Below are 24,035 nucleotides of genomic sequence, written 5' to 3'. Positions count from 1 at the left end.
GTCAACGTCCTTCCCGGTCGGATACGACCGAAGCGTAGCTGTTCCCACCCTGGGTGTTACCGCCCGTGACGCCGTCCACCGCGGCGTGACCGCCGGTGGATCCGAAGCCCCCCTCGGCCCGCGCCGAGCCGGGGAGTTCCGTCACCTCGTGGAAGCGCACCTTCTCGACCTGCTGGACGACCAGTTGGGCAATCCGGTCGAACCGTTCGAATCTCACGGTCTCGCGTGGGTCGAGATTGACCACGATGACCTTGATCTCCCCACGGTACCCGGCATCAACCGTCCCTGGGGCGTTCACGAGGGCCACTCCGCAGCGGGCCGCGAGGCCCGAACGGGGGTGCACGAAGGCGGCGTAGCCGTCGGGCAGCGCGATCGACACCCCGGTGGGGAGCACCGCCCGTTCGCCCGGGGCGAGCTCGGCGGCCTCGGTGGTGACCAGATCGACACCGGCGTCGCCCGGGTGTCCGTAACCGGGAATCGGCACGTCGGGGTCGGTCCGGCGGATGAGTACGTCGACGGGACGGCGCATCAGGGGTTCACCTCGAAGGCACGGGCCCGCCTGACCTGGTCCGGGTCGGACATCGCCGCCTGGATCTCCTCCGGCCGCCCGTTGTCGACGAAGTGGTCCACCTTGACCTCGATGAAGAGGGCTTCCGCACGGACCGCGACGGGCCCCTCGGGTCCGCCGGTCCGTGCCGTCGCACGGCAGTAGATCTTCCGGCCGTGGACGGCGGTCGCCTCTGCCTCCAGAAAGAGCACCGTTCCCACCGGCACCGGCAGGACGTAGTCGGTCTCCAGCCGCCCGGTCACCGCGATGACCCGCAGCATCCAGCTCAGCGCGCCGAGCGTCTCGTCCATGGCCGTGGCCAGGACACCACCGTGCGCCAGCCCTGGAGCTCCCTGGTGGGCGGGCTTCACGGTGAATTCGGCGGTGACGCTCACACCCTCTCCGGCCGTCGCCTGGAGGTGCAGTCCGTGCTCCTGTCCGCCACCGCAGCCGAAACAGTGTTCGTAGTGGGAGCCGAGGGGCTCACCGGGCGCGGGAGCGTCGGGGTGCCGGACGGGCTTCACCGCGCCGGCCGGGGGTGTCAGACGTGCAGATGTTCCACTCACAGGCGCAGACCTTACCCGCGCGGCCGGTTCCGGGTCGCGCCGTGCCAAGCTTGCTTTCATGCAGCCTTCCGCACCCTCCTTCGACGAACGTCTCACCTCGCCCCGTTCGTGGTGGCTCATCGCCTTCGGGATCGGCGTCGCCTGCGCGCTGGTTCTCCTGCCGCTCGGAGCCCTGCCCATGCTCGGCGGCCTGGTCGCCGGTACGGCGGCGGCGTGCGCGGGCGTGAGCTCGTACGGCTCCGCGCGCATCAGGGTGGTGGCCGGCGCCCTCGTCGCAGGCGATGCGCGCATCCCCCTGGAAGCGCTCGGTGACGCCGAGGTGCTGGACGGGGAGGAGGCGCGGGCCTGGCGCTCGTACAAGGCGGATCCCCGTGCGTTCATGCTGCTGCGCAGCTACATCCCGACGGCGGTGCGGGTGAAGGTGACGGACCCGGCCGACCCGACGCCGTACGTCTATCTGTCGACCCGGGAGCCGCAGGCCCTGGTGGCGGCCCTCACGCCCGTACGCGCCTGAGCCGGCAGCCGACCCCAGCGGTCAGCGGCCGGGGTCGTCCAGGCCTTCGGGGAGTTCCTCCGCGGGCTTCGCGGGCTGTTCGAGCGGGGGCAGCTCCGGGAGGCGGTCCCAAGGGATCTGCTGGCGCCGCAGGTCGTTCCTGACCCGGTCGGCGAGTCTCCTGGTGTCCCGTCGGTTCATCAGCGCGCCGACGACGGCCCCGACCATGAACGGGATGAGATTCGGCAGGTCGCGCACGGTGCGCTTCATGATCTGCTGCCGCAGTTCGCGCTTCATCTGCCCGCCCAGTGCCGCGTTGAGCGTGGTGGGGCGGGAGACATCGATGCCGCGTTCCTCCGTCCAGGACGTCAGATACGCGGTGCTGCGCTGACCGATGTTGCCCGGCGGACGCCGGCCGTAGACCTCGTGGAGTTCGGCGACGAGCTTCATCTCGACGGCGGCGACTCCGGTGATCTCGGCTGCCAGCTCGGCGAGCATGGCAGGAGGTACGGGCATCATCGCTGCCGCCCCGATGCCCGCGCCGACGGTCGCGGTGGCGTTGCAGGCGCCCGCGACGAGCTTGTCGGCGAGCTCTTCGGGGTCGAGCCCCGGAAACTGTCTGCGCAGGGTGGCGAGGTCCCGTACGGGGACACGGGGAGCCACGTCGATGATGCGGTCGGCCACGAGGCCGACGGCGGCGGTGGCGCTCTCCCTGCTCTTGCGTACGCCTCGTTTCAGTGTGTGCAGGCGGCCGGAGCCCTTCGGGGGCGCTGCCGGTCCGTCCTGCCCGGGCTCGGGTGACGAGCCCGTCGCCCCTACGGCTTCGAGCGAGGCCGGACGGCCCCGCTCGTCGTCAGGTCTGCCGGGAGAGGCAGGCAGGGCGGCCTGGTGCTCGGCAGTGGGGCTTTCGCCCTCTGCCGGGCCTGCGCCGCCCTGATGTGCCTCCGACGACTTCGTGCGCCGCAAGCGCCGCTTCCGGAACGGTGTGTCGCCTGCCACGGACGGCCGGCCTCAGTCGCAGTCGCGGCAGATGGGCTGACCGTTCTTCTCGCGCGCCAGCTGGCTGCGGTGGTGCACGAGGAAGCAGCTCATGCAGGTGAACTCATCGGCCTGCTTGGGCAGAACCCGCACAGCCAGCTCTTCGTTGGACAGATCTGCACCGGGCAGCTCCAGTCCTTCTGCCGCGTCGAACTCGTCGACGTCGACGGCGGATGCCGTCTTGTCGCTCCGACGAGCCTTGAGCTCTTCGAGGCTGTCCTGGTCCACGTCGTCGTCGGTCTTGCGTGGGGTGTCGTAATCCGTTGCCATGTCGCTCTCCCCCTCATGGGTGTCTGCGGTGTCTCAGCGCACGTAACGCGTGAGAGGCCGGACTTGTGCCCGACCTGAGGCGGAGATTTTGCCTCACATCAAGGTCTGTTACTCAATCGACACCCAACCGGATCCCTCGTGAGCGATCAGCTTGGGTGGCGAAGGGGACCGTACACGGTCCTATTACTGCAGTTCACGGGTGCCACCCCGTGTACTTCCCGTGATATCGCACCCCGGAAACCCGGACGTTTCCAGGCTTTCGGGCAGAGATGTGCTCACGGAGAGTAGAGGGGCCGAAATTCGCTTCTGTGATCGATCACACAGGGACAGAACGGGAACTGGGTTCGAAAATTCTGCCCAAAGCGAACAGAGGGATCCAATGCGGCCTCACATCACGAAGCCTCTCAGACCGGCAGGGTGACACGCATCACGAGACCACCGCCCTCACGAGGCTCCGCGATGATACGGCCTCCGTGCGCCCGCGCGACGGATCGCGCGATCGACAGGCCGAGCCCGACGCCCTTGTCGCTGCCCGTGCGCTCGGTGCGCAGCCGTCTGAACGGCTCGAAGAGGTTGTCGATCTCGTAGGCGGGCACCACGGGCCCGGTGTTCGAGACGGTCAGCAGTGCCTGTCCGTGCTGGAGCCCGGTGGCGACCTCCACCCAGCCGTCCTCCGCCACGTTGTAGCGCACGGCGTTCTGCACGAGGTTGAGCGCGATGCGCTCGAGGAGGACGCCGTTGCCCTGGACGACGGCCTGGGCGCGCTCGCCGCGGATCTCGACCCTCTTGACCGTCGCCTCGGACCTCGCCTGGTCGAGGGCGCGGTCGGCGACCTCCGCCAGGTCCACAGGTTTCCGCTCCATGATCTGGTTGTCGCTGCGTGCGAGCAGGAGCAGGCCCTCCACGAGCTGCTCACTGCGCTCGTTGGTGGCCAGGAGCGTCTTACCGAGCTGCTGCAGCTCCACGGGCGCCTCCGGGTCGGAGAGATGGACCTCCAGCAGCGTGCGGTTGATGGCGAGCGGCGTACGCAGCTCGTGCGAGGCGTTGCCCACGAACCGCTGCTGTGCCGTGAAGGCACGCTCCAGGCGGTCCAGCATCTCGTCGAAGGTGTCCGCGAGCTCCTTCAGCTCGTCGTCCGGGCCGTCCAGTTCGATCCGGCGGGTCAGGTCCGTCCCGGCCACCCTGCGTGCGGTGCGGGTGATCCGGCCCAACGGGGACAGGACCCTGCCGGCCATGGCATAGCCGAAGGCGAAGGCGATGATGCTGAGACCCACGAGGGCCAGCAGCGCCCTGTTCAGCAGGGAGTCGAGGGCGTGCTGGCGCTGGGCTGCTGTGCAGTTCTTGATCGCCTCGTTGAGCTGGCCGTTGTTCTGCGCGGCGCCGAGCTGCGGACAGGTGTCACTGGAGATCTGGAAGTTCGTGCCGGAGACCTGGAAGGACGGCCCGCCCGCGTCGTGCAAGGCCTGGGCGGCCAGCATGTAGATGATCGATAGCAGGAGGATGCCCGCGATCAGGAACATGCCGCCGTACAGCAGCGTGAGACGTATCCGGATGGTCGGGCGCAGCCACGGGTACGGGGATTCCTGCGCCTTGGGCTCCCAGGTCGGCTTCGGAGGCGCCTTCAGGGGTGCCGGGGAGGCTGCCATCCCGCCCTCAGATCCGGTATCCGGAGCCGGGGACGGTGACGATGACGGGCGGCTCACCCAGCTTGCGGCGCAGGGTCATGACCGTCACCCGCACCACGTTGGTGAACGGGTCGGTGTTCTCGTCCCAGGCCTTCTCCAGCAGCTGTTCCGCGGAGACGACCGCGCCCTCGCTGCGCATCAGGACCTCCAGGACCGCGAACTCCTTCGGGGCGAGCTGGATCTCCTGCTCGTCCCGGAAGACCTCGCGGCGGTTGGGGTCGAGCTTGATCCCGGCCCGCTCCAGCACGGGCGGCAGCGCGACCGTGGTGCGGCGCCCCAGGGCGCGCACCCGTGCCGTCAGCTCACTGAAGGCGAAGGGCTTGGGCAGGTAGTCGTCAGCGCCGAGCTCCAGGCCCTCGACCCGGTCGCTGACGTCACCGGACGCGGTGAGCATCAGCACCCGGGTGGGCATGCCGAGCTCGACGATCTTGCGGCAGACGTCGTCCCCGTGGACCACCGGGAGGTCCCGGTCCAGCACCACGACGTCGTAGTCGTTGACACCGACGCGCTCGAGGGCCGCCCCTCCGTCGTAGACCACGTCGACGGCCATGGCCTCCCGGCGCAGCCCGGTGGCCACCGCATCGGCGAGCAGCTGCTCGTCCTCGACGACGAGTACGCGCACGGCGCAGTCCTTCCCTAGGTCTCAAAAACGACGAGCGGCCCTCATTTCGGCCGCCCACCGCACGTCAGTGGTACCGACTGTGCGCGTCCATCCTGCCTGCAACACGCATAAACCGGCGGTAAGGCGGCGCGGCACGGGCCGCTGCTCCATGGAATTGAACGGATCCCCGGGCCAGTTGAGGTTTCTCCCGGGCCGACGGCGGGGAGGACGCTCTCACACCCGCGATCACGCCCTGCATGTGGCGTACCACAGCCCGTCCTGCTTCCAGAGGGACTGCGTGATCACCCGCACTCCGGCCCCTCGGCCGGAGGACCACCGGGCACACCCCCGTGCCACCGACCCACGATGAGGGGGCGCTCCATGGACGCTTTCACCGCAGGTCTGCTGCAACGAATCAAGACCACCGAGTCCGACCTCACGAGGGCTCGCGAGACGGGCGACGACTTCCTCGCGGATGTCGAGCAGGGAGAGCTGGACGACCTGCACCGCCTCGCCGCCGAGCACGGAGTGGAAATCAGCGCCACAAGCGTCTGAGCCGCCACGAGAGGGCCCCGGGAGCCGTGATGGCTCTCCGGGGCCCTCTCCTTGTGCCGTCGGCCCTCCGTGGCGCCTCAGCAGGCTCAGGAGGGCGTACGTCAGTCGTGCCAGGCGCCCAGTTCCTCGAGGAGCGCCTGCAGCGGTTCGAAGACCCCGGGCGTCGCCGCGACCGTCAGGTCTCCGTCCGCGGGCAGACCGGGCCTGCCGCCGGTGAGGGCGCCGGCCTCTCGGGCGATGAGATCCCCGGCCGCGACGTCCCACGGGTGCAGCCCGCGCTCGTAGTAGCCGTCGAGCCGCCCTGCCGCCACGTCGCAGAGTTCGATGGCGGCGGATCCCCCGCGCCGGATGTCGCGCAGCCGCGGAATCAGCTGCTGGGCGACGGCCGCCTGGTGGGCGCGGACCTCGGTGACGTAGTTGAAGCCGGTCGCCACCAGGGACTGGTCGAGGGGCGCCGTGGGCCGGCAGCGCAGTGCCTCCCCGTTGCCGTACGCACCGCCGCCGAGCACCGCGTGAAACGTCTCCCGGCGCATCGGTGCCTCGACCACCCCGACGACCCGCTCGCCGTCACGCTCGGCGGCGATGGAGACGGACCAGGTGGGCAGCCCGTAGAGGTAGTTCACCGTGCCGTCGAGCGGGTCGATGACCCACCGGATGCCGCTGCTGCCCTCGGCGCTGGCACCCTCCTCGCCCAGGAAGCCGTCGGCGGGACGGTGCTCCGAGAGGTAGCCGGTGATCAGCTTCTCCGCCCGGATGTCCATCTCGGTGACGACGTCGATGGGGCTGGACTTCGTCGCGGCCACCCCCAGGTCGGCGGGGCGGCCGTCCCGCAGCAGGGCTCCGGCCCGGCGGGCCGCTTCCAGAGCGAGGTCGAGCAGTTCGGACAGAAGGGGGTCGGTCACAACGCTCCAGAGGTGTGTCGCGGACCGGGACGGGTTCGTCGGTGTCCGTTCCGGCGTGCATGCGAGCGATCGGCGGTCGGTCAGAACGGGCTGTCGGCGCCGGCGGCGGCCGGCTTGGGGGCCCTGGCCGGGCAGCAGCCGGCCGGGCAGAGGTCGTGGGAAGGGCCGAGCGCGCCCAGGGCGCAGGGCGTCACCTGGCGGTCCTGTTCGGCGGCGGCTCGCTCCAGAAGGAGCTCACGCACGGCGGCGGCGAACCGGGGGTCCGCTCCGACCGTCGCGGAGCGGCGCACCGGTAGACCGAGTTCGGCGGCCTTCGCGGTGGCCTCCGTGTCGAGGTCGTACAGCACCTCCATGTGGTCGGAGACGAAGCCGATGGGGGCCATGACGACCGCCGGGACACCGTCGCCGTGCAGTGTCTCCAGGTGGTCGCAGATGTCGGGCTCCAGCCACGGGATGTGCGGGGCGCCGCTGCGCGACTGGTAGACGAGCTGCCACGGGTGATCCACGCCGGTCTCCTCCCGCACGGCCTCCGAGATCAGCCGGGCGACGTCCAGGTGCTCGGCCACGTAGGAGCCGCCGTCGCCGTGGGTCTCCACCGGCCCGGAGGTGTCGGCGGCCGAGGTCGGGATGGAGTGCGTGGTGAACGCGATGTGCGCCCCCTCCCTGACGTCCTGGGGGAGGTCGGCCAGCGACGCCAGCACGCCGTCCACCATGGGCCGCACGAAGCCGGGGTGGTTGAAGTAGTGCCGGAGCTTGTCCACCCGGGGCACCGGGAGCCCTTCCGCGTCCAGGACGGCCAGCGACTCCGCGAGGTTCTCGCGGTACTGACGGCAGCCGGAGTACGAGGCGTAGGCGCTGGTGGCGAGCACGGCGATCCGGCGGTGGCCGTCGGCGCTCATCTCCCGGAGGGTGTCGGTGAGGTACGGGGCCCAGTTGCGGTTGCCCCAGTACACCGGCAGCTCGAGGCCGTGGTCCGCGAAGTCCTCGCGCAGGGCGTCGAGCAGCGCCCTGTTCTGCGCGTTGATCGGGCTCACGCCACCGAAGAGGAAGTAGTGCTTGCCGACCTCTTTGAGCCGTTCCTCGGGGATGCCCCGCCCACGGGTCACGTTCGCCAGGAACGGGACCACGTCGTCAGGGCCCTCGGGGCCACCGAAGGAGAGCAGCAGCAGAGCGTCGTAGGGAGCGGGATCGCGCAGATCGGACATGCACCCGATCCTGCCACCCGCCTGTGACAGTGCGGCAACCGCCATCGGCGGGTCAGGGGCACACGTAAGCTGTATCAGCCCCTTGCACACCTGACAGGCCTTCCCGGAGCCCCCCTTGCCCAGCCCCTATCGCGCCATCTTCGCCGCCCCGGGAAGCCGGGAGTTCTCGGCGGCCGGATTCTTCGGCCGGATGCCGCTGTCCATGATGGGGATCGGCGTGGTGACGATGGTCTCCCAGCTCACCGGCCGCTACGGGCTGGCGGGTGCGCTCTCGGCGACGCTCGCCATGGCGGCGGCCGTCATGGGGCCGCAGGTCTCACGGCTGGTCGACCGGCACGGTCAGCGCCGTGTGCTGCGCCCCGTCACGCTGTTCGCGGCCGCGTCCGTCGCCGGGTTGCTGATCTGTGCACAGCAGCGGCTGCCCGACTGGACCTTGTTCGTCTTCGCCGCGGGCGCCGGCTGTGTCCCGAGCGTGGGGTCGATGGTCCGGTCCCGTTGGGCCGAGATATACCGGGGTTCCGGACGGAAGCTGCACACCGCGTACGCGTGGGAGTCGATCGTCGACGAGGTGTGCTTCATCTTCGGGCCCATCATCTCCATCGGCCTGTCCACCGCGTGGTTCCCGGAGGCGGGCCCGCTGCTCGCCGGTGTGTTCCTCGTGATCGGTGTCTTCTGGCTGACCGCCCAGCGCGCCACCGAGCCCCGGCCGCATGCGAAGGAGCACCACACGGGCGGCTCGGCCCTGCGCTCCACCGGACTCCAGGTGCTGGTGATCACCTTCGTCGCCACCGGGGCGATCTTCGGGGCGGTGGACGTGGTGACGGTGGCCTTCGCCGAGGAGCGGGGCCACAAGGTGGCGGCAAGCCTCGTGCTCGCCGTCTACGCCCTCGGGTCCTGCCTCGCGGGAGCGGTGTTCGGCCTGCTGCACCTGCGGGGGAAGCCGTCCACCAGGTGGCTCGTGGGGGTGTGCGCGATGGCCGTGAGTATGATCCCCCTCCAACTGGCCGGGAGCCTGCCGTTCCTGGCCGTGGCGCTCTTTGTCGCGGGCCTCGCCATCGCACCGACGATGGTGACCACGATGGCCCTCGTCGAGCGGCACGTACCGCGCACCCAGCTGACCGAGGGCATGACCTGGACCAGCACCGGACTCGCGGTCGGAGTGGCGCTCGGCTCCTCCGCCGCGGGCTGGGTGGTCGACTCCTCCGGGGCCGAGGCGGCGTACGTGGTGCCCGCCGTGGCGGGAGCGCTCGCGGCCGCGGTGGCGTTCCTGGGGTACCGCCGGCTCGGGGAGCCGGCGCCTACGGGAGGGCGCGGGGAAGATGACCGACACCTACGCACGGACGGCGAACACGTGGCGTAACTGGGCGGGCAACGTCACGGCCCGGCCGGCACGCGTGGAGTCCCCCGCCTCCGTCGACGAGCTGGCCGAAGCGCTCCGCAGGGCGGCCGGGGACGGCCTGACGGTGAAGCCGGTCGGCACCGGTCACTCGTTCACCGCGACGGCTGCCACCGACGGGGTACTCATACGCCCGGACCTGCTCACCGGCATCCGGGACGTCGACCGCACGTCCATGACCGTCACGGTCGAGGCCGGCACCCCGATGAAGAGGCTCAACGCCGCGCTCGCCCGGGAGGGGCTCTCCCTCACGAACATGGGCGACATCATGGAGCAGACCGTCGCCGGGGCCATCTCCACGGGCACCCACGGCACCGGCCGCGACTCGGCGTCCGTCTCCGCGCAGATCCGCGCGCTGGAAATGGTGACGGCCGACGGCACGGTGCTGCGCTGCTCGGCCGACGAGCACCCGGACGTCTTCGCGGTGGCCCGGATCGGGCTCGGGGCGCTCGGCGTGGTCACCGCGGTCACGTTCGCGGTGGAACCGGTGTTCCTGCTGAGGGCCCGCGAGGAGCCGATGACCTTCGACCGGGTCACGACCGATTTCGAACAGCTTGTCGCCGAGAACGAGCACTTCGAGTTCTACTGGTTTCCACACACCGGCAACTGCAACACCAAGCGCAACAACCGCAGCGGGGGCCCGGCGGCTCCTCCCGGGCGGGTCAGCGGTTGGATCGAGGACGAGCTGCTCTCGAACGGCCTCTTCCAGGTCGCCTGTTCGGTCGGCCGGGCGGTCCCCCGGACCATCCCCTCCCTCGCCAGGATCTCCAGCCGCGCGCTGTCGGCCCGTACGTACACCGACATCCCGTACAAGGTCTTCACGAGCCCTCGGCGGGTTCGCTTCGTCGAGATGGAGTACGCCCTGCCACGCGAGGCGGCGGTCGATGCGCTGCGGGAGCTCAAGGCCATGGTGGAGCGCTCGCCGCTGCGGATCAGCTTTCCGGTGGAGGTCCGCACGGCACCTGCGGACGACATCGCACTCTCCACGGCATCGGGCCGGGAGAGCGCGTACATCGCGGTACATCTGTACCGGGGCACGCCGTACCAGGCCTACTTCACGGCCGTCGAGCGGATCATGACGGGATACGAGGGCCGTCCGCACTGGGGCAAGATCCACACCCGGGACTCCGGGTACCTGGCCGGGGCCTACCCCCGCTTCGGCGAGTTCACCGCCGTACGCGACCGGCTCGACCCGGACCGGCTGTTCGCCAACGGCTATCTGCGCCGGGTGCTCGGCAACTGACACCGCCGCTTCAGCGGCCGGCGTCCGTCCCGGCGGCGCCGTCCTCCTGTGCCGGGGCGTCGTCGGTCGCTGCCGGCTCCGGCGCGGTCGCGGTTGCGTCGTCACCGGGCGTCGTGGGGCCGGTGGGTTCCGGTGTCGTGGCCCCGCCGGACGCGGAGGGGGTGGGGGCCGGTCCGGAGGTGGAGCCGTCACCCTCGGTGGGGCCGGGCCGCACGCCCGCTCCGTCCCCGGAGTCCGTACCCGGAGTGCTCGCGCCGCCACCGTCCGGCCGGCGGTCGTCGTCGTCGCCGTTCTGCTCCTGCTGCTCCTGGCCCGGGCCGTCGGTGCCGCCGGAAGGTTCGGGTGAGGTCGCTCCCGTGCCGCGCTCCCCGGTGACGACGGAACCGACGGTCGTCCCGCCGTCGCCGCCCAGATCGTGGCCGGAGACCACTTCGTACACGGTGATGCCGCCCATGGCCAGCATGAAGACCCCGACGGCTGCGAGGGCCGAGCGCTTCCAGCCCCGGACGCGGGTGCCGTGTGTACGGGCGTCGGAGAACGCGCCGTCCGGACAGGCGTCGCCGGTGTACATGCCACCGGGCCGGACCTGACGCAGCATCGTCGTACGGTCCAGGTCGCCCGGCCGGACCTGGCGAAGGACCGTGGTCCGGTCGGGCTCCGGGTCCGGCTCCGCCGTGCGCAGCACCCTCGTCGCGTCGTCCTCCGACCACTGCCGCGCGGGGGACGTCTCCCGGGTGCGCACCGTGACCTGACGGCCCGCCGGATGTTTCACCTGAACGGTGACTTCGCGGATCTGCTCCCCCGTACGACGGAAGAAGTGCTGGAAGACGGAGCCCCCGCAGGTGGCCACGACACTCATCACGCCCGCACCGGCAATGGTTCCGTACACACCGAGCTGGGAGGCCATCACCGCTGCCGCGACTGCCGCCACGGCGCTGCCTGCCACCTGCGGCAGGCTCAGGTCCATGCGCCCTTCCTTGCGTTCCGCATCGTTGTGCGGCTTCTGCACCATGATCAGCCCCTGCTCGACAACTACCCCACCTTGCACCTTGTAGGGACCTATGAACGAATCAGATAGTTCCGATTCTGGAGATTTTGTGAAGCAGCACACCCATTGGGGGCATACCGCGGACAACTGGGTAACTCAACTCCCGCACCCGGCGAGAACTTCGGCGGCGCGCCGGTCCACTCCGGTGGCCCGAATGGAGTACTGTGGCGAGCCCTGGGGCCGGACTCCCACACGGGAATCCGGGACCTACGGGAGGGGGCCGAAGGACGGCACTCGAACCGGCGGCGCCGCGGCATCGCACGGGCGCCTTCAGCGCGGAGCGACCACCTGGTCACTCCGCGTCGTACACAGGTGGCCGTGTCGTCGTGGCGTTCAGGGCCAAGGCCCGACACGCCGGGTAACTTGGCAAGGTTGTGGCAGGCTGAACCCGGGCAGGTCACACTCGACTAGCGGAAGCAGCGACGCACGTGACGTCGGCAGGCACCACCCGGGAGGTTCCCATGCCCGAACTGCGTGTCGTGGCCGTCTCGAACGACGGCACACGACTGGTGCTCAAGGCTGCGGACAGCACGGAGTACACGCTTCCGATCGATGAGCGGCTGCGTGCCGCCGTGCGCAATGACCGCGCTCGGCTCGGCCAGATCGAGATCGAGGTGGAGAGCCATCTCCGCCCGCGCGACATCCAGGCACGTATACGTGCCGGCGCCTCCGCCGAGGAGGTCGCCCAGTTCGCCGGTATCCCGGTGGACCGGGTGCGCCGCTTCGAGGGCCCTGTGCTCGCGGAGCGTGCGTTCATGGCCGAGCGCGCCCGGAAGACTCCCGTGCGCCGTCCCGGCGAGAACACCGGCCCCCAGCTCGGCGAGGCGGTGCAGGAGCGACTGCTGCTGCGCGGCGCCGACAGGGAAACGGTCCAGTGGGACTCCTGGCGGCGGGACGACGGCACCTGGGAGGTCCTCCTCGTCTACCGCGTCGCCGGCGAACCGCACTCCGCGAGCTGGACCTACGACCCGCCGCGACGGCTGGTCCAGGCGGTGGACGAAGAGGCGCGCTCGCTGATCGGCGAGACCGACGACGTCGCTGCGCCGGAGCCGAGCTTCCCGTTCGTGCCGCGGATCGCGCGGCTGCCGCGCGACCGGCCGCTGGACCGCGCGCTGGACCGCCAGATCGAGCGTCCCGCTCCCTCCGTGCCGGAGTCGGAGGAGCGGATCAGCGGTGTGTCCGCCGGCGAACGCGACTCCCTGACCAGCCTCCTGGAGGCGGTGCCCAGCTTCCGTGGCGACATGATCGTCCCGGAACGGCCCTCGCAGCCCGAACCGCCCGCACTCGAGCCCGCGCCGCAGCAGGAGCCCGAGGCGGACGAGCCCCCGGCCGCGGCGGCGTCCGCCGGTGCGGGTTCCGCTTACGCCGACGTGCTGATGCCGCGCGCGGTGGCCGGCCACCGCGACCGGCTGACCGGGACGACGGACCGCCAGGCGGAGGCGGACGGCGTACGTCCGGGACGCAGGGCGGCGGTCCCGAGCTGGGACGAGATCGTCTTCGGCACACGCCGGAAGAAGCAGGACTGAGGAACGGACCGATGTCCGTGACGTGAGGAGGGCCCGTGCGCAGCCGCGTACGGGCCCTCACTTCGTCCGGCCTTCCGGCCCGGTGGTCCCGTCAGCGCGGGTCCGGTCCCGTGGCGACGGGGCGGGATCCGTCCGAGGACCACTCCGACCAGGAGCCGGCGTACAGGGCGGCCCTGTGGCCGGCGAGCTCCAGAGCCAGCACCTGGTGGGCGCCCGAGACACCGGAGCCGCAGTAGACGCCGATCTCGGTGTCGCCGTCGGCGCCCAGGGCCGAGAACCGGGAGGCGAGCGAGCCGGCGGGCAGGAAGCGGCCGTCCTCACCGACGTTCTGCGCGGTCGGGGCGGACACCGCGCCGGGGATGTGGCCGCCGACGCGGTCGATCGGTTCCACGTCCCCCCGGTAGCGCTCCGCGGCCCGTGCGTCGAGCAGCAGACCGGAGCGTGCCAGTTCCGCTGCCGCGTCCGCGTCCAGGAGACCGAGCGCGCCCGGCTCGGGCCGGAAGTCACCTCCGGCAGGCTCGGGCACGGCCGTGGTGAGCTCGCCCGTCCACGCGGCGAGACCGCCGTCCAGTACGCGCACATCGGGGTGCCCGGTCCAGCGCAGCAGCCACCATGCGCGGGCCGCCGCCCAGCCCTGACCGCCGTCGTAGACCACCACGGGGGTCTCACGGCCGACCCCGGCCCGCCGCATGACGGCTCCGAAGGCTTCCGGGTCCGGCAGGGGGTGACGGCCGCCGATGCCCGCCGGACCCGCGAGCTCGGAGTCGAGATCGATGAACACCGCGCCCGGGAGGTGCCCGGCCTCGTAGTCGGCGCGACCGTTCGGCCCGCCGAGCTGCCAGCGGACGTCCAGGAGCACCGGCGGGCGTGGCCCTGCCGACTCGCTCATGTATTCGGATGCGGTGATGATGGGCTTCATGGGTGCCATCTTCGCGTAGGAGCCGCACCCGGCGCCGTCGCACCGAAGTGGACGTACTGCAGCAAATCGGACCCCGGAGCGAGCGGAAGCCGAAAAGCGCGGCGGGCCGGGGTGCCTCGGAGCCCCAGTGGTGCGAGCATCTGCACGAAGCGTACGCGCCCGCATCCGTACCGCTGGACGCCGTACTGGCTCCGTCCCCCGTACGGCCACCGCGATGGTACGAGGAGAGAGAAGAAGATGACCGAGGCTGCCACCCGGCGCCCGCCCGGAGCACCGTGCTGGGTGAGTCTGATCGTGCACGGCCTGACCGCGACCCAGGAGTTCTACAGCCGGCTGTTCGGCTGGGAGTTCCGACCCGGGCCGGAACAGCTGGGTCCGTACGTCCGGGCGTTGCTGTGCGGCAAGGAGGTCGCGGGCATCGGACAGCTGCCACCGGACCGGCATCTGCCGATCGCCTGGACGACCTATTTCGCCTCACAGGACGTGGATGTGACGGCCGAGTCGGTCCGCTCCTGCGGCGGGACGGTGGCTGTCGGCCCCCTCGACGCGGGAAACGCGGGCCGCCTCCTGATCGCCTCGGACCCGAGCGGCGCGGTCTTCGGTGTCTGGCAGGCCGCCGAGCACCTCGGTACCGCCTTGGCGGGCACGCCGGGGACCCCGGTGTGGAACGAGCTGGTGACCCGGGAGACCTCGTCCGTCGCGAAGTTCTACCAGGCCGTGTTCGGCTTCGGGACCGAGGCGGTCGTCTCGGCCGACTTCGACTACCAGACACTGCATGTCCAGGGCCGTCCGGTGGCCGCCCTGCACGGTGTGGGGCATGCCCTGCCGCGCGACCGGGGCCCCCACTGGATGACCTACTTCCAGGTCGCCGACACCGACGAGGCGGCGGCACGCGTGGTGGAACTCGGAGGGCACGTGCTGCACGCACCGCGAGAGGCCTCCAGCGGCAGGCTGGCCACGGTGGCGGACCCGGAGGGCGCGGTGTTCACGATCGTGCGGCCGCCGGACAGCTGACTTCTTCCACGGTCGCCGCCGCCCCGGTGGCTGTGTGGTCACGCGTCCCCGGTGACCAGGGCGAGGGGGCGTTGCGCGCGCTGTCGCCGGAGGTCAGCCGCAGTCGTCACAACGGCCGTTGGCGGGAAGGGCCAGGAAGCAGGACGGACACACCTTCGGAGACCGTTCCCCGGCGGTGCGGGCGGCCCGTCGCTCGACGGTCGCCTGGAAGGCCGGGGCCAGGGAGGCACTTCCCCCATCGGGCGGCAGGTCCACGGCGAAGCGCCGGTAACACCTCAACCGGGAATCGGCGGCGTGCCGCTCCCGGTCGAGGTCCCCCTCGATGACGGGAAGGCCCGCGACGGTGAGCACCGCGTCATACCCACCGCCCACCATGCCGTCGGTGGTGTGCACGACCAGCGCCGTGAGCGGCGGGTCGCCCCGATGGTGGGCCGCGGCGACGACCTTGCCGAGGACTGCGCCGATCCAGTGGCGCAGCTGGACGGACGTGTGCACACCGGATGCCCTCTGGACGTGCTCGGCGAGCTCCTTGTAGGTGATGACGGCCCGGTAGTGACCGGCGACCTCGGTCAGCCGGCCGTACGCCTGCACGGCCCAGGCCGTCCGTGCCTCCTCCAGCGTCACCCGTGTACCGCTGGGCTCACGCCAGTAGCCGCGTCGTTCGGCCATCTTCGCCCCCAAGGATCCGGCGAACGCCCTTCGCGACGCGCGACCGTATGACACCTGCCCCGCACATCCTGCCACCGTGCACGGCGGCTCCGGGACGGATTTCTGCGAACGGACCTCCCCTGGGCCGGCCAGGCCGAGGACCGACCACGCTCACGCTTCAGGCACGGGGCCTTCGTGGCGCCAGACGGTGCCCCGGCGCTCGTAGGCGAACAGTTCTTCGACGGCGTGGGCGATCTGCGGGCCCACCATGCGCTCGAGCAGGTACAGGCTTCACCACGTCGCGCGACTCCACATCCGCCAAGGCGTCACGCAGACGACACCGGCAGAACATCCGGGGACAGTGCGCCCACGCGAGCGGACGCCGCAGTCATACGACGCCGGTGGTGGCGGCGGCAGAGAACCTCGTAACCGATCTCGCCCATCGGCCGGTTCACGTCGCCGACCACGACCTGAGCCCCCTCGACGACCATCTCACCGTCTATGGTCCGCGCGTTGTGCGTGGCACGGGCTCCACACCAGCAGAGAGCCTCGACCTGGAGCTGCTCGATCCGGTCCGCCAGTTCGATCAGTCGCTGCGAACCAGGAAACAGCTTCGTGCGAAAGTCCGTCGTGATACCGAAAGCGAAGACGTCCATCTCCAGGTCGTCCACGACGCGCGCCAGCTGATCGATCTGGGCCGGAGCCAGGAACTGCGCCTCGTCCACGATCACGTAGTCGACCCTGCCGCCCTTGGTCAGCTGAGCAACCAGGTACGCGTACAGGTCCATCCCCTCGTTCGCCTCGACGGCTTCCGTCACCAGACCCAGCCGTGAGGACAGCTTGCCCTCGCCCGCCCGGTCGTCCCGGGTGAAGATCACACCCTGAAGCCCCCGCGCCGACCGATTGTGCCCGATCTGGAGCGCCAGAGTGCTCTTTCCGCAATCCATCGTTCCGGAGAAGAACACGAGCTCGGGCATGAGAAGTGGAGCGCCTTTCGGGGTGCGGTGCAGGGGAGACGGGTGGCTACGAGCGTACTTCGAGGAGCGGCACCAGCTGTTCCACGGGGGTCAGCGATCCGTGCATTCCCACCATCGCGGACTCGTGGGGCTCCTTGACCGAAGCGGTGATCACCACATCGTCGTGCGCGGCCGCCACCACGTCGCCGATCCTGCCGTACACCCGCTCGTCGATCCGCGGGCCGAACCAGCCCGCCGCGACGGCCTCGTCACGGCCGGCCACCCAGAACTGCTCGCCGAGCACCTCGCGCCAGACGGTCAGCACGTCCGCCTCGGCCCCGGGGACCGCGTACACGTGGCGGGCACGGCCCTCGCCGCCCAGCAGGGCCACTCCGGCGCTCAGCTCCCAGTCCTCGTCGAAGTCGATCCGGGACCGCTCGTCGAACGGAATGTCGATCATGCCGTGGTCGGCGGTGATGTACAGCGCCGAACGGGGCGGCAGCTGTTCGGCGAGGCGCCGGGCGAGCCCGTCGACGTACATCAGCTGACCACGCCAGGCGTCGGAGTCGACGCCGTAGCGGTGTCCCTGGCCGTCGACCTCGCTGTAGTACGTGTAGACGAGGGACCGGTCACCGGCGGCGAGCCGCTCGGCGGCGAGGTCCATCCGGTCCTCGCCGGTGAGCCGGCCGAGGAAGGAGCCGCCGCTGAGCGCGACCTTGGTCAGGGGGGTCTGCTCGAAGTCGGGCGCGGAGACCTGAGCCGTGCGGACGCCGGCGGCGTCGGCGAGCTTGAAGACGGTCGGGTACGGCTGCCAGGCCTTGAGGTCGGTCCACGGCTTCCAGCGGAGCTGGTTCATGAGCGCGCCCGTCTCCGGATTGCGCACCGTGTAGCCGGGGAGGCCGTGCTCGCCCGGGGGCAGGCCCGTGCCCACCGAGGCGAGCGAGGTCGCGGTCGTGGACGGGAAGCCCGCCGTGATCGGCCGGCCGGTGCCGCCGCGGGAGGTGGGGAGCAACGAGTGCAGGAAGGGCGCCTCGTCCGGGTGGGCCTTGATCTGTTCCCAGCCGAGTCCGTCGATCAGGAAGACGCAGTTACGGTCGGCGGGGGCGAGCTCAGGGATCGACGCCTCGAAGCCGGGTACGCCCTGCCCGGCGACGAGCGTAGGCAGCAGATCGGCGAGCGAGCCGGTGCCGTATGCGGGGACGGGCGCGGTATCAGGGGCGAGCAGAACGGGGTCCTGCCAGGCGGGCTGGACCATCAGCGGGCGGTCGCCGTGGTCGCGGCCGTGGCCTCGGAGAGCGACTGGGCGAAGGCAAGGGTCTGGCGCACCGCGTCGGGGCCGTCCCCGGCCTCGCTGACGCGCAGGCTCAGGTCGTCGGCGGTGGAGCTGCCGGTGTAGCCGTGGTCGGCCTCGCAGTTGGAGTCACCACAGGCCGCGGGCTCCAGGTCGATGCGGGAGACGGCGCCCCAGCCGATGGTCAGGACGACCTCGCGGGGCAGCGTGCCGGGCACGTACTTCTCGGGGTTGGCGACCACGCGGCTGACCACCACGGACGAGATCCGGTCGAGCTTGACCGACTCCGTGGAGGTGGTGGCGTACGGCGTCGGGGAGCTCGTGTCGGCGGCCTGCTCGTCGGTGTGGCTGACGATGAAGCGCGTGTCCGTCAGAACGAGGACCGTGACATGGCGTCGGACCTCGTTGGAGTCGAAGGTGGTCTCCTGGTGCACCAGGTACGAAGCGACCGGTTCGCCGCCGACGGCGGCCTCCACCGCCTCAGCCACGAGGGCCGGGTAGTAGCCGCTGCGCTCGATCGCCGCGCGCAGCCCCTGGGTCGTCGTACCGGTCTTTGCCATGCCCACCATCCTACGGGGGGTCGGTGACTGCCGGGGACGTCGTGCGCGGGTCCGTGAGGGCGGTCAGTAGCTGGGGAGCCGGCGGGGGCCGAGATCGCTGCGGGCCGGTGGCGGGGCCAGCCGGACGCTCGCACCGAGCACCGTCAGGCCCTGCGTGGCCACGACCACGGGTTCCAGGGCGACGGAGACCACCTCGGGGTGGTCGTCGACCAGCCGGGACACCCGCAGGAGGAGCTCTTCGAGCGCCGCGGTGTCCGCCGGCGCGGAGCCGCGCCAGCCGAACAGCACCGGAGCCGCCCTGATGGAGCGGATCAGCTCGGCTGCGTCGCGGTCGGTGGCGGGCACGAGGCGGTGGGCCGTGTCGCCCAGCAGCTCGGAGGGCGCGCCGGCCAGGCCGAAGGAGAGAACGGCGCCGGCGGCCGCGTCGATGGACGCCCGGACGACGGTGTCGACGCCTCTGGGCGCCATGGCCTGGACGACGGGCCGGAGTTCGGCGGGTGTGCCGAGCAGATCGGTCAGTTCGTCGTAGGAACGGCGCAGGGCGTTCTCGTTGGCGAGATCGAGCCGGACGCCACCGAGGTCGGCGCGGTGCCGGAGGTGGGGCGCGGTGGTCTTGAGGGCCACCGGGTAGCCGAGCTTCGCGGCGGCGGCGACGGCGGTGTCCGGATCGGGGGCGGGGAGCGCCGGCCGTACGGAGACGCCGTAACGGGCGAGCAGTTCGCGGGCCTCGTCGTGGGTGAGCGGGCGGCCGCGCGGGTCGGGACCCGGGCCGAGCAGTGTCTCGATCAGTCCGGCGGTCCCGTGCTCGTCGATGGTGTCGTCCAGGAATTCCGGCACCTTGCCGGGAGTGGCCGCCTGCCGCCGCCACTGGGCGTACTTCACCGCCTCGGCGAGCGCGCGGACGGCGCGCTCGGCGGCGGGGTAGGCGGGGATGCGCCCGGCGGAGGGCGCGGGGTGGCCGGTGCCGGCCTGCCCGTCACCAGGCGTGACCGCGCCGGACGTGGACGGGGCGGACGGGGACGAGGGCGGCTGCTCCACGGCAGGCCCGGCGGCGGCAGGCCGGGTTGCGGTGGCTGTGCTCGTGGCGGCTGCCAGGGCCTGGGCCAGACCACCCATCTCCACGTGCACCACCGCCACCGGTTTGGCGGGGCCGGTGGCGGCCGCCTCGCGCAGCGCGGCCGCCAGGACCTCGCCGTCGCCGGTCTCCGCCTCGCCGTTCTCCCCCACCCAGGGGATCGCGGTCACGATCACGGCGTCGCACGTCCGGTCGGCGAGGGCCTCGGCCAGCGCGTACCGGAAGTCCTGCGGACTCGCCTCGGTGGTGAGGTCGCGGGGCGGCCGGGGGCGCAGCCCTTCCGCCAGGCAGGCGTCGTAGGTGAGGAGGCCGAGCGACTCCGAGTTGCCCAGGATCGCCACCCGGGGGCCGTCCGGCAGGGGCTGGCCGGCGAGGAGCAGACCGACGTCGACCATCTCCGTCACGGTGTCGACACGGATCACACCCGCCTGCCGCATCAGTGCGGAGACCGTGGCGTCGGGGATCCGGCTGACCGGTACGGCGTGGCCCGGTGGATTGGTTCCGCTGTGCCGGGCACCCTTCACCACGACCACGGGTTTCACGGCGGCCGTCCGGCGGGCGAGCCGGGTGAACTTGCGTGGGTTGCCCAGTGATTCGAGGTACAGCAGGGCGACATCGGTGTCCTGGTCCTCGAACCAGTACTGCAGGAAGTCGTTGCCGGAGACATCGGCCCGGTTGCCCGCGGAGATGAAGGCCGAGAGTCCGGCGCCCCTGCGGTGGAGGCCTGAGAGGAGGGCGATCCCGATGGCGCCGGACTGGGTGAAGAGCCCGATGCGTCCGGTCTGGGGCGACTCGGGGGCGAGGGAGGCGTTGAGGCGGACCTTCTCCGAGGTGTTGATGATGCCGAAGGCGTTCGGGCCGATGATCCGCATGCCGTACGAGCGCGCCTGCCGGACCAGTTCCCGCTGCCGCTCCCGGCCTTCCGCACCGCGTTCGGCGTAGCCGGCGGAGAGGACGACGAGGCCCTGAACGCCGTGTTCGCCGCAGTCGGCGACGACCTCGGGCACCCGGCCGGCGGGGACGGCGACGACCGCGAGGTCGACCTGCTCGCCGATCTCGCCCACGGAGCGGTGCGCGGGCACCCCGTCGACCGTGCCGGGTCCGGCGGCGAAGGACGCGTTCACCGCGTACGTACGTCCGGTGAAGCCCGAGCCGAGGAGATTGCGCAGCACCGTCCGCCCGACACCGCCGGGCTCGCGGCCGACGCCGATCACCGCGACGGACCCGGGAGCCAGCAGGCGCTGGACGGAGCGCGCTTCGGCCCGCTGCTCACGTCCGCGCTGGACGGCGAGTGACTCGGCCGTGGGTTCCAGATCGAGGGTGAGGTGGACGGAGCCGTCCTCGAAGCTGCGCTGCTGGGTGAAGCCGGCGTCCCGGAACACCTTGATCATCTTGTTGTTGGCGGGCAGCACCTCGGCGGCGAAGCGGCGGATGCCCCGTTCCCTCGCCACCGCCGCGATGTGTTCGAGAAGGGCCGACGCCACACCACGGCCCTGGTGGGCGTCCTGGACGAGGAAGGCGACCTCGGCCTCGTCCGCGGGGGCCGAGGCGGGTCTGCCCTGCTCGTTGATCCGGTCGAAGCGGACGGTGGCGATGAACTCGCCGCCGATCGTGACGGCCAGCCCCACCCGGTCGACGTAGTCGTGATGGGTGAAGCGGTGCACGTCCCGGGCGGAGAGACGCGGATACGGGGCGAAGAAGCGGTAGTACTTCGATTCGTCGGACACCTGCTCGTAGAAGCTGACCAGCCGCTCGGCATCGTCCGTGGTGATGGGCCGGATGCGCGCGGTGCCACCGTCGCGGAGCACCACGTCCGCCTCCCAGTGGTCGGGGTACGCGTGATGCGGACTCTGCTCCGGAGTGGGCTCCATGGGCAAAGCCTACGGCGAGAGGGCCACGGTGCACCGGTCGCGTCGGGGGAGCGGCACGGGCACGCTGAGGGGGCCGGTGGGCGGGAACGGCCTGGTGGCGACGCCTGGCAGAGCAGTGCGCACTGCATGAGAGACTGGTCTAGACAACCCATTGTTACGTGAAGGGCAGAACCATGGCTGAGCGCCGCGTCAACGTCGGTTGGGCCGAGGGCCTGCACGCCCGCCCCGCTTCCATCTTCGTCCGTGCCGCCACGGCCTCCGGCGTCCCCGTGACGATCGCCAAGGCGGACGGCGACCCGGTGAACGCCGCCTCCATGCTCGCGGTGCTCGGCCTGGGCGCCCAGGGTGGCGAGGAGATCGTGCTCGCGTCCGAGGCGGACGACGCCGAAGCCGCCCTGGACCGCCTGGCGAAGCTGGTCACCGAGGGGCTCGAGGAGCTTCCGGAGACCGTCTGATCCCGGCCGTCTCGAACCGGCAGCATTTCTGCGGAAAGCCGCGGCACCCCCACCCGGGAGCCGCGGCTTTTCGCATTCCGTGAACAATCCAGGGGCGAGCCCCGAAAAGCCGGATCAGGGCAGCAAAAAGGCAGCCCTCCGATCATTACCCTCTTTGTATACGGCGCAATTGTTAATGGCGGGCTCCCGCGATGTTTACGGGGTGTTGCGAAGTTCTCACCCGGGCCGCGCCCGCCGTGCTCCCGGACACGTACGGGCGCCGCAGCCGGTGGGCCGCGGTGGCCCGCTCGGCGTGCTGGGCGGCGAGCAGCCTGGCCCGCTCCGTGTCCCGGCGCGCCACGGCGTCGACGAGAGCGCCGTGCTCGGCCCAGGAGTCCGCGGGGCGGGCCGGCTGCTCGACGGCGTACATCCAGGCGATCTTGTGCCGGAGCTGGGTGAGCAGCGCGATCAGCGCGGGGCTGCCCGATGCCTGCGCCAGCGTCTCGTGGAACCAGCCGCCCAGGGAGCGCAGATCCTCTCCCTCGGCCCTGCGCACCCGTTCCTGCCCCAGCCTGACCAGGCCGCGGAGCACCTTGAGGTGCGCCTCGGTGCGACGTTGCGCCGCGCGGGCGGCTCCGAGGGGTTCCAGGAGCATCCTGATCTCCAGAAGATCTGCGGCCTCCTGCTCCGTGGGTTCGGCGACACAGGCACCGGCGTGCCGACGGGTGACGACGAACCCCTCGGACTCCAGGGTGCGCAGCGCCTCGCGTACGGGGACGCGGGAGACGCCGTAGCGGCGCGCGAGCACTTCTTCGGTGAGGCGGCTGCCGCGTTCGAAGACACCGGAGACGATGTCGTCACGGATTGCCGTGCATACCGAATGCGCTGGGATGCGCATGTCCGAACCTCCGCCTTAATCCCCGCGGAACGCGGCCGATCGACGCCTGTTCGGTGACTCTATTGCAACCGGCGGGAATTTCCGATGGCGGGGTGGAATCCATGGATATCTTTTGGCCAGGGAACACTTCCGCAGGGCTTCTGCGGACCTTGTCCGGGCACATGACGAAGGGCCCCGGCGGATGCCGGGGCCCTTCGTCGGAGCGCTGTCGCGCGGCGTGGGGTCAGACCTGGACGCCATGGGCGCGGAGGTAGGCGACGGGGTCCATGTCCGAGCCGTACTCGGGGGTGGTGCGGGCCTCGAAGTGCAGGTGCGGCCCGGTGGAGTTGCCGGTCGAGCCGGAGATGCCGATCTGCTCACCCGAACCGACGCTCTGGCCGACGGACACACCGATCGAGGAGAGGTGGCCGTACTGGGTGTACGTGCCGTCGTTCATGCGGAGCACGATGTTGTTGCCGTACGCGCCACCCCAGCCCGCCTCGACGACCGTACCGGCGCCGACGGCGACCACGGAGGTGCCGGACGCCGCCTGGAAGTCCACACCGGAGTGGCTGCCGGAGGACCAGAGCGCGCCACCGGACTTGTAGCCGGTGGTCACGTGCGAGCCCGCGACCGGGAGATGGAAGGAGTTCAGACGGGCACGCTCGGCGGCCCGTGCGGCACGCGCCTCGGCCTCGCGCGCCTCCGCGGCGCGGGCCTCGGCCTTGCGCTTCGCCTCAGCCTTCGCCTTGGCCTTCGCCTTGGCCTTCGCCTCCGCTTCGGCCTTGACCTCGGCGGCTATGTCGGCCTGGTGCTGCTGGGCCTTCGCCTGGGCACCGATCTGGGCGGCGAGGGTGGTGTCGAGGGCGACGGTCTGGGTCAGACCGGTGGCGGTGACGGCCTCGGAGTCCGCGGCGAGAGCCGGGGAGGCGGTGGTACCGATGACTCCGGCTGTGGCCAGGGCCGCGATACCGGCGACCTCGGCGCTCTTGCGCGTCAGGCGGCTCGGGGCACGGTGCTTCCCGGTGGCACGGATGAACGCCATGGAGGGGCTGGTCCTTTCCTTCCTTCTCGCCTACCGGGTTAGCTGACGGGTTCGGAGCAGGAAGGTCTCCTACGGGCCCCTGAGCCTCCGACGAGGCACAGGAATCCGATTCACCCCAGGGACTTATGTGGGTCCCCGGCTCCCCAGGCTCGCGCCTGACGGGGACTCGGCGATGGCTGTCCGGCGCCGCGGACGCGGCAGTCGTCTGGCGGACAGCCGAGCCGACGCTAGAGCGGTCCACTTTCCCCCGCCAAACGGAAAGGGCCTTTT

24 protein-coding genes, 1 pseudogene and 1 riboswitch are annotated in these 24,035 nt (G+C 71.2%); of the genes and pseudogenes, 7 read left to right on the top strand and 18 right to left on the bottom strand.

The features are described 5' to 3' along the window. Window position 1 precedes the first annotated feature (1 nt). Together dut and ACFYSH_RS17640 are read right to left on the bottom strand one after the other, a co-directional pair. Window positions 2-529: a dUTP diphosphatase gene (gene dut / locus ACFYSH_RS17645; RefSeq protein WP_359466031.1), complete on the bottom strand. Its 528-nt coding sequence runs from the start codon at window positions 527-529 to the stop codon at window positions 2-4. Then, window positions 529-1,113 carry a PaaI family thioesterase gene (locus tag ACFYSH_RS17640; RefSeq protein WP_359466033.1) on the bottom strand — a complete coding sequence of 195 codons (585 nt, stop codon included), beginning with the start codon at window positions 1,111-1,113 and terminating at the stop codon, window positions 529-531. Before ACFYSH_RS17640 ends, dut begins: the two co-directional genes overlap by 1 nt. Window positions 1,114-1,171: 58 nt before the next feature. On the opposite strand from ACFYSH_RS17640, the gene ACFYSH_RS17635 reads away from it, so the two are divergent. Next, the gene (locus tag ACFYSH_RS17635) at window positions 1,172-1,627 is read left to right on the top strand and encodes a DUF3093 domain-containing protein (RefSeq protein ID WP_359466035.1); all 456 of its coding nucleotides are present in this window, start codon (window positions 1,172-1,174) and stop codon (window positions 1,625-1,627) included. A 21-nt stretch (window positions 1,628-1,648) separates the two neighbouring features. Here the strand turns inward: ACFYSH_RS17635 and ACFYSH_RS17630 are convergent, their stop codons facing one another. The 4 genes from ACFYSH_RS17630 to ACFYSH_RS17615 all read right to left on the bottom strand — a co-directional run bounded on the left by ACFYSH_RS17630 (window position 1,649) and on the right by ACFYSH_RS17615 (window position 5,221). Then, window positions 1,649-2,605 carry a hypothetical protein gene (locus ACFYSH_RS17630; RefSeq protein ID WP_359466037.1) on the bottom strand — a complete coding sequence of 319 codons (957 nt, stop codon included), beginning with the start codon at window positions 2,603-2,605 and terminating at the stop codon, window positions 1,649-1,651. Between the two features lie 12 nt (window positions 2,606-2,617). Further along, window positions 2,618-2,914: a DUF4193 domain-containing protein gene (locus ACFYSH_RS17625; protein WP_003965732.1), complete on the bottom strand. Its 297-nt coding sequence runs from the start codon at window positions 2,912-2,914 to the stop codon at window positions 2,618-2,620. A 404-nt stretch (window positions 2,915-3,318) separates the two neighbouring features. Then, on the bottom strand, window positions 3,319-4,560 hold the full coding sequence (locus ACFYSH_RS17620) for an ATP-binding protein (protein ID WP_359466039.1): 1,242 nt from the start codon (window positions 4,558-4,560) through the stop codon (window positions 3,319-3,321). Window positions 4,561-4,567: 7 nt separating this feature from the next. Continuing rightward, a complete protein-coding gene (locus ACFYSH_RS17615; protein WP_359466041.1) occupies window positions 4,568-5,221 on the bottom strand; it encodes a response regulator transcription factor in 654 nt (217 codons plus the stop codon). 360 nt (window positions 5,222-5,581) lie between these two features. Between ACFYSH_RS17615 and ACFYSH_RS17610 the strand changes: the two genes are divergently transcribed. Continuing rightward, window positions 5,582-5,755: a hypothetical protein gene (locus tag ACFYSH_RS17610; RefSeq protein ID WP_167359495.1), complete on the top strand. Its 174-nt coding sequence runs from the start codon at window positions 5,582-5,584 to the stop codon at window positions 5,753-5,755. 101 nt (window positions 5,756-5,856) lie between these two features. On the opposite strand, the gene ACFYSH_RS17605 is transcribed toward ACFYSH_RS17610, so the two are convergent. Both ACFYSH_RS17605 and ACFYSH_RS17600 read right to left on the bottom strand, forming a co-directional pair. Continuing rightward, window positions 5,857-6,657, bottom strand: coding sequence for an inositol monophosphatase family protein (locus ACFYSH_RS17605; RefSeq protein ID WP_359466043.1), 801 nt, complete (start codon window positions 6,655-6,657; stop codon window positions 5,857-5,859). An 80-nt stretch (window positions 6,658-6,737) separates the two neighbouring features. After that, window positions 6,738-7,862 (bottom strand): ferrochelatase, encoded by a 1,125-nt coding sequence (locus tag ACFYSH_RS17600; protein WP_388753408.1) that lies wholly within the window; start codon window positions 7,860-7,862, stop codon window positions 6,738-6,740. A 115-nt stretch (window positions 7,863-7,977) separates the two neighbouring features. Here ACFYSH_RS17600 and ACFYSH_RS17595 point away from each other — a divergent pair, with 115 nt between their 5' ends. After that, window positions 7,978-9,222: an MFS transporter gene (locus ACFYSH_RS17595; RefSeq protein ID WP_359466047.1), complete on the top strand. Its 1,245-nt coding sequence runs from the start codon at window positions 7,978-7,980 to the stop codon at window positions 9,220-9,222. Beyond that, window positions 9,182-10,501 carry a D-arabinono-1,4-lactone oxidase gene (locus ACFYSH_RS17590; RefSeq protein ID WP_359466050.1) on the top strand — a complete coding sequence of 440 codons (1,320 nt, stop codon included), beginning with the start codon at window positions 9,182-9,184 and terminating at the stop codon, window positions 10,499-10,501. Before ACFYSH_RS17595 ends, ACFYSH_RS17590 begins: the two co-directional genes overlap by 41 nt. Window positions 10,502-10,511: 10 nt before the next feature. Here the strand turns inward: ACFYSH_RS17590 and ACFYSH_RS17585 are convergent, their stop codons facing one another. Next, window positions 10,512-11,513 (bottom strand): hypothetical protein, encoded by a 1,002-nt coding sequence (locus ACFYSH_RS17585; RefSeq protein WP_388753404.1) that lies wholly within the window; start codon window positions 11,511-11,513, stop codon window positions 10,512-10,514. Window positions 11,514-12,010: 497 nt separating this feature from the next. Here ACFYSH_RS17585 and sepH point away from each other — a divergent pair, with 497 nt between their 5' ends. After that, the gene (gene sepH, locus ACFYSH_RS17580; protein ID WP_359466054.1) at window positions 12,011-13,075 is read left to right on the top strand and encodes a septation protein SepH; all 1,065 of its coding nucleotides are present in this window, start codon (window positions 12,011-12,013) and stop codon (window positions 13,073-13,075) included. 91 nt (window positions 13,076-13,166) lie between these two features. Here sepH and ACFYSH_RS17575 read toward each other — a convergent pair whose 3' ends face one another. Continuing rightward, window positions 13,167-13,994, bottom strand: a complete 828-nt coding sequence (locus ACFYSH_RS17575) for a sulfurtransferase (RefSeq protein ID WP_359466056.1) — start codon at window positions 13,992-13,994, stop codon at window positions 13,167-13,169. Window positions 13,995-14,231: 237 nt separating this feature from the next. Here ACFYSH_RS17575 and ACFYSH_RS17570 point away from each other — a divergent pair, with 237 nt between their 5' ends. After that, complete coding sequence (locus ACFYSH_RS17570) at window positions 14,232-15,008, top strand: VOC family protein (protein ID WP_359466058.1); 777 nt, start codon at window positions 14,232-14,234, stop codon at window positions 15,006-15,008. Window positions 15,009-15,101: 93 nt separating this feature from the next. Here ACFYSH_RS17570 and ACFYSH_RS17565 read toward each other — a convergent pair whose 3' ends face one another. From ACFYSH_RS17565 to ACFYSH_RS17540, 6 genes and pseudogenes are all read right to left on the bottom strand, one after another. Beyond that, the gene (locus tag ACFYSH_RS17565; RefSeq protein ID WP_359466060.1) at window positions 15,102-15,677 is read right to left on the bottom strand and encodes a hypothetical protein; all 576 of its coding nucleotides are present in this window, start codon (window positions 15,675-15,677) and stop codon (window positions 15,102-15,104) included. A 150-nt stretch (window positions 15,678-15,827) separates the two neighbouring features. Beyond that, window positions 15,828-15,944: pseudogene (locus ACFYSH_RS17560) on the bottom strand (DJ-1/PfpI family protein); the annotation flags it as partial. Between the two features lie 38 nt (window positions 15,945-15,982). Then, window positions 15,983-16,633, bottom strand: a complete 651-nt coding sequence (locus tag ACFYSH_RS17555; RefSeq protein WP_359466062.1) for a thymidine kinase — start codon at window positions 16,631-16,633, stop codon at window positions 15,983-15,985. Window positions 16,634-16,679: 46 nt separating this feature from the next. Next, window positions 16,680-17,867, bottom strand: coding sequence for a nucleotide pyrophosphatase/phosphodiesterase family protein (locus ACFYSH_RS17550; RefSeq protein ID WP_359466064.1), 1,188 nt, complete (start codon window positions 17,865-17,867; stop codon window positions 16,680-16,682). After that, complete coding sequence (locus tag ACFYSH_RS17545; protein WP_359466066.1) at window positions 17,867-18,463, bottom strand: DUF5998 family protein; 597 nt, start codon at window positions 18,461-18,463, stop codon at window positions 17,867-17,869. Before ACFYSH_RS17545 ends, ACFYSH_RS17550 begins: the two co-directional genes overlap by 1 nt. Before the next feature lie 63 nt (window positions 18,464-18,526). Further along, complete coding sequence (locus ACFYSH_RS17540) at window positions 18,527-21,409, bottom strand: GNAT family N-acetyltransferase (RefSeq protein WP_388753399.1); 2,883 nt, start codon at window positions 21,407-21,409, stop codon at window positions 18,527-18,529. A 173-nt stretch (window positions 21,410-21,582) separates the two neighbouring features. Between ACFYSH_RS17540 and ACFYSH_RS17535 the strand changes: the two genes are divergently transcribed. Continuing rightward, entirely contained in the window at window positions 21,583-21,864 is a 282-nt protein-coding gene (locus ACFYSH_RS17535; RefSeq protein ID WP_359466070.1) for an HPr family phosphocarrier protein, read from the top strand. 172 nt (window positions 21,865-22,036) lie between these two features. Here ACFYSH_RS17535 and ACFYSH_RS17530 read toward each other — a convergent pair whose 3' ends face one another. Together ACFYSH_RS17530 and ACFYSH_RS17525 are read right to left on the bottom strand one after the other, a co-directional pair. Further along, window positions 22,037-22,741 (bottom strand): GntR family transcriptional regulator, encoded by a 705-nt coding sequence (locus ACFYSH_RS17530; protein WP_359466072.1) that lies wholly within the window; start codon window positions 22,739-22,741, stop codon window positions 22,037-22,039. Window positions 22,742-22,964: 223 nt separating this feature from the next. Continuing rightward, complete coding sequence (locus tag ACFYSH_RS17525) at window positions 22,965-23,765, bottom strand: M23 family metallopeptidase (protein ID WP_388753395.1); 801 nt, start codon at window positions 23,763-23,765, stop codon at window positions 22,965-22,967. Between the two features lie 12 nt (window positions 23,766-23,777). Further along, window positions 23,778-23,947: riboswitch (cyclic di-AMP (ydaO/yuaA leader) on the bottom strand. Window positions 23,948-24,035: the final 88 nt, after the last annotated feature.

The sequence above is a fragment of the Streptomyces sp. NPDC005791 genome (genome assembly GCF_042871485.1).
In the GTDB taxonomy this organism is placed as follows: Bacteria; Actinomycetota; Actinomycetes; order Streptomycetales; family Streptomycetaceae; genus Streptomyces.
This window is presented reverse-complemented; position numbering and strand designations above follow the sequence as displayed.

Coding starts and splice junctions, on each gene's coding strand:
- dut (WP_359466031.1), bottom strand. CDS start 529: ATGCGCCGTCCCGTCGACGTACTCATCCGCCGGACCGACCCCGACGTG.
- ACFYSH_RS17635 (WP_359466035.1), top strand. CDS start 1,172: ATGCAGCCTTCCGCACCCTCCTTCGACGAACGTCTCACCTCGCCCCGT.
- ACFYSH_RS17625 (WP_003965732.1), bottom strand. CDS start 2,914: ATGGCAACGGATTACGACACCCCACGCAAGACCGACGACGACGTGGAC.
- ACFYSH_RS17620 (WP_359466039.1), bottom strand. CDS start 4,560: ATGGCAGCCTCCCCGGCACCCCTGAAGGCGCCTCCGAAGCCGACCTGG.
- ACFYSH_RS17610 (WP_167359495.1), top strand. CDS start 5,582: ATGGACGCTTTCACCGCAGGTCTGCTGCAACGAATCAAGACCACCGAG.
- ACFYSH_RS17600 (WP_388753408.1), bottom strand. CDS start 7,862: ATGTCCGATCTGCGCGATCCCGCTCCCTACGACGCTCTGCTGCTGCTC.
- ACFYSH_RS17590 (WP_359466050.1), top strand. CDS start 9,182: ATGACCGACACCTACGCACGGACGGCGAACACGTGGCGTAACTGGGCG.
- ACFYSH_RS17585 (WP_388753404.1), bottom strand. CDS start 11,513: ATGGTGCAGAAGCCGCACAACGATGCGGAACGCAAGGAAGGGCGCATG.
- sepH (WP_359466054.1), top strand. CDS start 12,011: ATGCCCGAACTGCGTGTCGTGGCCGTCTCGAACGACGGCACACGACTG.
- ACFYSH_RS17575 (WP_359466056.1), bottom strand. CDS start 13,994: ATGAAGCCCATCATCACCGCATCCGAATACATGAGCGAGTCGGCAGGG.
- ACFYSH_RS17570 (WP_359466058.1), top strand. CDS start 14,232: ATGACCGAGGCTGCCACCCGGCGCCCGCCCGGAGCACCGTGCTGGGTG.
- ACFYSH_RS17565 (WP_359466060.1), bottom strand. CDS start 15,677: ATGGCCGAACGACGCGGCTACTGGCGTGAGCCCAGCGGTACACGGGTG.
- ACFYSH_RS17555 (WP_359466062.1), bottom strand. CDS start 16,633: ATGCCCGAGCTCGTGTTCTTCTCCGGAACGATGGATTGCGGAAAGAGC.
- ACFYSH_RS17550 (WP_359466064.1), bottom strand. CDS start 17,867: ATGGTCCAGCCCGCCTGGCAGGACCCCGTTCTGCTCGCCCCTGATACC.
- ACFYSH_RS17545 (WP_359466066.1), bottom strand. CDS start 18,463: ATGGCAAAGACCGGTACGACGACCCAGGGGCTGCGCGCGGCGATCGAG.
- ACFYSH_RS17540 (WP_388753399.1), bottom strand. CDS start 21,409: ATGGAGCCCACTCCGGAGCAGAGTCCGCATCACGCGTACCCCGACCAC.
- ACFYSH_RS17535 (WP_359466070.1), top strand. CDS start 21,583: ATGGCTGAGCGCCGCGTCAACGTCGGTTGGGCCGAGGGCCTGCACGCC.
- ACFYSH_RS17530 (WP_359466072.1), bottom strand. CDS start 22,741: ATGCGCATCCCAGCGCATTCGGTATGCACGGCAATCCGTGACGACATC.
- ACFYSH_RS17525 (WP_388753395.1), bottom strand. CDS start 23,765: ATGGCGTTCATCCGTGCCACCGGGAAGCACCGTGCCCCGAGCCGCCTG.